This is a genomic window from Aliidiomarina maris (assembly GCF_003987335.1).
GTDB lineage: Bacteria > Pseudomonadota > Gammaproteobacteria > Enterobacterales > Alteromonadaceae > Aliidiomarina > Aliidiomarina maris.
Genome location: NZ_PIPK01000024.1, coordinates 1 through 4,631 on the forward strand (window position 1 = coordinate 1; position 4,631 = coordinate 4,631).

Sequence of the window (4,631 nt, forward strand, 5' to 3'; positions counted from 1 at the left end):
GGTTATGTACGGGTCGCCGTACTTAATAAATTAACACGCCTTGGGATGCCTGTGAGCGAAATGGTGCGCTAACCCCAGGTGGGAAAGGGGCAATTTTACCCTCGGTACGGATTTGATCAACAAGGCCGTTGACTACTATCAATATATGCGGCTGCTTTGATGCCTTTGCCCTGAATAAAGAATACACTCGCATCGTCAAAATATAGATGCTGTTGTTGTGCCAGGCAGTCCTTCACATAGCGCATTATTTTTGCGTCATTAATGGCGCCTAACGGCCGTTGAATGCCTTTGGCATAATGACCAGCTGCGCCTAACACTAAGATTTCTTCGCTATCAACATGTTGGCGCACGCACAACAGTCCCTCTGGGTTCAAGCCCAGCAACGAAGCCAACTGGGTTACCACCCCCTCGGAAAAGTTGTAAATATTGTGCCGCTCCATTAGGTTGGCAGCAGCATTGACAATTTTCTCCAGGCCTCGGCGGCTTTCATTAATCGTACGGATTTGCTGGTAGGAACGTAATGAAGAGACCACGCTGGTGAGGAGTTTGACGCGGTTGAGTTCAGTTTTGGTTTTATAGTCATTAATATCGTAATTCAGAATTACCCGCTCTTCCGGCGCGTACCCAGGCTGACCAGTACGCAATACGATGCGCACCTCATCATTGCCAAGCTCTTCACGAATTTGTCTCGCAACCTGCAAACCAGAATCTTCTGATTCCATCACCACGTCTAACAGGATTAACGCAACGTCTGAATGGGCTTGTAGAAACTGCAGTGCTTGTTCACCGCTGTATGCGTGACTAAACTTAAGCGTGCGATGATCAAGCTCAACCCCCGCGAGAGCTAGCTTAGTCACGGCATGGATTTCTTCGTCATCGTCGGCAATTAAGATATGCCAATATTTGCGTTCACCTTTTGGTGCATCCTCTTCAGGAGCAAATATTAGTGTATCTCCATTATCATCCTGCATCTTTGCGCCTCAAGGCCCTGACATAGCTTAAGCATTGTTGTCCACTAGGTAACGAAATCAGCGTGTTAGTGAATAACATGTAAAGGGCAAGTTAAATGTACTGTTTCATCATAAACTGGCAAGAAACCAAGTCCAACATAAAAATTGGGATTGTTTTAAGCTCAAGATTAACCCGATGATTCCGATACAGTAAAGATAGCTAATCTTGGGTCAACTGAAAGGTGGTGTCTTTAGATGACAAAAATTTCTTCGACATCGGCGACAGGTCAAACCAATGCAGTGCCCAAGGTAGCTTCAGGAGCTAAGTCGCCGCAAACAGGCTCTGCTACCACTAATACGGTGCGCCCGGCCAGCAAACCCAGCGCGTCAAGTCGCGAACAACTAGTCCGAGGGTTTCGCAGTCTTGGCCTGGACTATCGTCAGCTTGGTATGAAAAGCGACACCCCGTTAGACGCGCGCATTGACAAGCGCTTTAAACAACAACGCCGACGTGAACAAAGTAATATCGAGCAGATATTCAAATTAGCGTTAGACTTCGCGCCAGATAACCGCCCTAATGAAAGTTTAGACCTAGATTGGTTGCACACTTTCATACAACACGCGCAGCAAATCTCTAATCCGGCTATGCAACAATTATGGTCGCGCATTTTAGCGTCCGAGAGTGCGCGTCCAGGCAGCTTTTCTATCCGTACCCTCACGACGCTACGCCAATTAACCAGCCGCGAAGCGGACGTATTGAGAAGGGCCTACAGTGTGACGGGGCACGATGTGCAACAAGGTAGCTATAAAATTCTCACCGGTTACTATCGCAAGCCTACCGTATTCACTTGGCTTACCTTGGACAAACCCACTGTGGTAAATATTGCCAAAGCAGGCTTTAGCTATCCAGATATATTATTACTAAGTGAACTTGGCGTGCTGTATCCGAGTGCAATCGAAAGCTCGGAGTTGCATAAGGGGCAAAGTGTCACCATGCAATTCGGACCCAAGCGCATGCGTCTCAATGCTGAGCGCAATGGCTTAGTGCTGACTTATTATAAATTCACGCCGCAGGGTGAAGAGCTACTGAGGCTATTACCCGCTGGCTCTCATGACACTTATTTAGGGTTATTGCAGGAACACTGCGCTAAAGATTTTGCAGTGCAGTTCGGGGGGTAATGATAGCGTGCCCACGTTGAGTTCTTGACTGGATTCCAACATGAGCACACTTTTATTCGGTGCTGGCTGAGCTTGTGTTTACGCCGTGCTTAAAAATGCAGCTGGAAAGCAACGAACGGACCTTTAAATTCGACATCCGAATACAGGCCGGCTACATCATCTAACTCGACATTGAAATATCGATAACCAAGCTGAACGCTACCATCGAGCAGTGCGGTATCAAATACACGATACTGCAAAGCGACTTCCACATCTTGAATTGAGCTTGAGTCAATCGCCAGCAAATGGCCGCGTGCATGCGCGCTTAGACCGGTAAACGGCAACCCAACGCCAACCATTGCATAGGCAGTTGGAATCGTTTCATTTAAGTTCCATGCATTACCTTGAGTGTCGCTCACATAGCCATTAAATCGCTTCGCAGCCACACCTGCATGCAAACGCACCAATGTGTTGTCTAACAGGGTGTAATATAAAATAGCGCTGTCATGAGATAAATCCAACTCGCCCTGACTACCGTTGCTAGTCACTAGCTGACTCTTTAAGTCTTGGGTTTCAATACGTATATTCGGCAGTAGGGGCACTGGGTGGTGTAATGCCAAAGACAAGCGCAGTTGATTTTCATCATCGAAGTTAAAGTTCGAGAAGTTCTCACCAGCGCCATAGCCACCTGTGGTTTCGGCAAACCAATATTGCGCTTCGCCATATACGCCAAATAAAATGTCCGCTTTGGCGGGGGCCGCGGTGGTTAATCCTAACGCTAGTGCAGAAGCGACTAATGCATATTTCATTGATATACCCTTATGTAGTGTTCAGCTAGTTATACAGGAGGCTGCCGAACAGCCATCCATGACATAAGGTATAGTACAACGATCTTAGCTTTACTGCAGCAAAGGTTTAACCGGAACGGTCAGCTGCATTGAATCACCATTGTCAAAACGCAGAGTTAACTCATAGCTATCGCCAACCGCTAGTGGCTGCTTGAGTTGCGTAAACATAAGATGATAGCCACCTGGACGCAGGGTTACCGACTCTCCGGCAGGCACGATAAGCGCATCTATTTGTTCCATGGCCATTTGACCGTGCTGATGAACGTGACGATGAATTTCGACGTCTGCCGATGCGTTCGAGCTCGCGCTTACAATCGCAATATCCTCTTCGCTGTGGTTATGAAACACACCAAAACCAGCGCCATTTTCAGCACCAGGTACGGATTCGCGTAGCCAGACATCTTCAGCTTCGAGCCCGCTTGCGTGCGCCACAGATGCCGAGAATAAGGTTGATGTGAGAAACAGGGAGGTGAGAACAGTGACTAGCTTTTGCATAAAAATTTCCGTGTGGTTACACCGCTACTTACGGTAATTAATCAAAAGCCTATTAACAACCGAAACCCATCCTAAGTCAATCACCTGATACTAAGGTTTGAGAATATCTGCGCGCTTTTGTCGCAGTTAGCTGTGGTCTTACTAGCTAACTGCGCTCTGGCGCCTGTGTCTATAAGGTTAAGCGGTACTCGGCTTATTATCACGGACGCATAACCAGACCACAAAGAATACAAGAATGAGTGGCCAGAACACACTGAAGCCAACTACCGCAAGCGCGACTGCTCCGGCGATCAGCGCTAACATCGTGCTGCCGAAAATTAACCCCACTAACAGCATGACCGCGCCAACGATCAATAGCGCAATGAGACCCGATACGGTGAGCGCAATTAAGCCGCCTAACACCGAAGCCAACGCACCAGGCGCAAACATGGCGGTTAGAATAACCACTAAAGTAATGATTAGAAACGTACGCATGGAAAACCTCTTTATAATTGGTTGATATACCATGGTGATATACAAGTCGCATGCCAATAGGCTTTATTTAGTATTTTCAACTGGTTAGAAATATATCGAAAACGTAGCATGATGGGGAATACTAAATTTTGGTGAAATTGACGAACGTGTTTGTCGGATATTTAATTTAGGTTTGGTGTGTGGCATGCGGGGCGTGTGTTGGTTTGGTGGTGGGTTTGGGTTTGGTTGTGCGGCATGCGATTGGGATGCTCGGGATGCAAATAAAAAACCCCAGCCTTTTGGGCTGGGGTTGTTTATTTGGATGCCTGGCGGTGTCCTACTCTCACATGGGGAGGCCCCACACTACCATCGGCGCTGACATGTTTCACTTCTGAGTTCGGAATGGATTCAGGTGGTTCCACGTCGCTATGGCCGCCAGACAAATTCGGTTCAACTTTGACAAGCTGTTGTCACTCAATCCCACATCAATATAGTTTGATTGGCATTGAATTTGAGATTCTCTATCGGCAGGCGAAGCCTGCCCTACGTGGTAACACCCACACATTCGTGCAGAGTCATATCACTTGATGTCATCACTTGCTTCATTCCAACACCATAATGCTTTGGTGTTGTATGGTTAAGCCTCACGGGCAATTAGTACGGGTTAGCTCAACACATTACTGCGCTTCCACACCCCGCCTATCAACGTTGTAGTCTTCAACAACCC

At 47.4% G+C, this 4,631-nt stretch carries 5 protein-coding genes and 2 rRNA genes; 1 reads left to right on the forward strand and 6 read right to left on the reverse strand.

The window, feature by feature from the left end; genetic code table 11:
* Positions 1-116: 116 nt before the first annotated feature.
* A complete protein-coding gene (locus tag CWE07_RS14070; protein WP_111570598.1) occupies positions 117-971 on the reverse strand; it encodes a DUF3369 domain-containing protein in 855 nt (284 codons plus the stop codon).
* A 234-nt stretch (positions 972-1,205) separates the two neighbouring features.
* On the opposite strand from CWE07_RS14070, the gene CWE07_RS14075 reads away from it, so the two are divergent.
* On the forward strand, positions 1,206-2,129 hold the full coding sequence (locus CWE07_RS14075) for a TIGR03899 family protein (protein WP_111570597.1): 924 nt from the start codon (positions 1,206-1,208) through the stop codon (positions 2,127-2,129).
* A gap of 89 nt (positions 2,130-2,218) precedes the next feature.
* On the opposite strand, the gene CWE07_RS14080 is transcribed toward CWE07_RS14075, so the two are convergent.
* From CWE07_RS14080 to CWE07_RS14100, 5 genes are all read right to left on the reverse strand, one after another.
* Complete coding sequence (locus CWE07_RS14080) at positions 2,219-2,917, reverse strand: TIGR04219 family outer membrane beta-barrel protein (protein WP_111570596.1); 699 nt, start codon at positions 2,915-2,917, stop codon at positions 2,219-2,221.
* Between the two features lie 90 nt (positions 2,918-3,007).
* Positions 3,008-3,451 carry a copper chaperone PCu(A)C gene (locus CWE07_RS14085; protein WP_111570595.1) on the reverse strand — a complete coding sequence of 148 codons (444 nt, stop codon included), beginning with the start codon at positions 3,449-3,451 and terminating at the stop codon, positions 3,008-3,010.
* A 177-nt stretch (positions 3,452-3,628) separates the two neighbouring features.
* On the reverse strand, positions 3,629-3,925 hold the full coding sequence (locus CWE07_RS14090; protein ID WP_111570594.1) for a hypothetical protein: 297 nt from the start codon (positions 3,923-3,925) through the stop codon (positions 3,629-3,631).
* A 303-nt stretch (positions 3,926-4,228) separates the two neighbouring features.
* Positions 4,229-4,344: ribosomal RNA gene (rrf, locus tag CWE07_RS14095) — 5S ribosomal RNA — on the reverse strand.
* Between the two features lie 193 nt (positions 4,345-4,537).
* Positions 4,538-4,631: ribosomal RNA gene (locus CWE07_RS14100) — 23S ribosomal RNA — on the reverse strand; the annotation flags it as partial.

What these genes read in the sequence shown, in the direction of transcription:
- CWE07_RS14070 (WP_111570598.1), bottom strand. Translation starts at nt 971, where the DNA reads ATGCAGGATGATAATGGAGATACACTAATATTTGCTCCTGAAGAGGAT.
- CWE07_RS14075 (WP_111570597.1), top strand. Translation starts at nt 1,206, where the DNA reads ATGACAAAAATTTCTTCGACATCGGCGACAGGTCAAACCAATGCAGTG.
- CWE07_RS14085 (WP_111570595.1), bottom strand. Translation starts at nt 3,451, where the DNA reads ATGCAAAAGCTAGTCACTGTTCTCACCTCCCTGTTTCTCACATCAACC.
- CWE07_RS14080 (WP_111570596.1), bottom strand. Translation starts at nt 2,917, where the DNA reads ATGAAATATGCATTAGTCGCTTCTGCACTAGCGTTAGGATTAACCACC.
- CWE07_RS14090 (WP_111570594.1), bottom strand. Translation starts at nt 3,925, where the DNA reads ATGCGTACGTTTCTAATCATTACTTTAGTGGTTATTCTAACCGCCATG.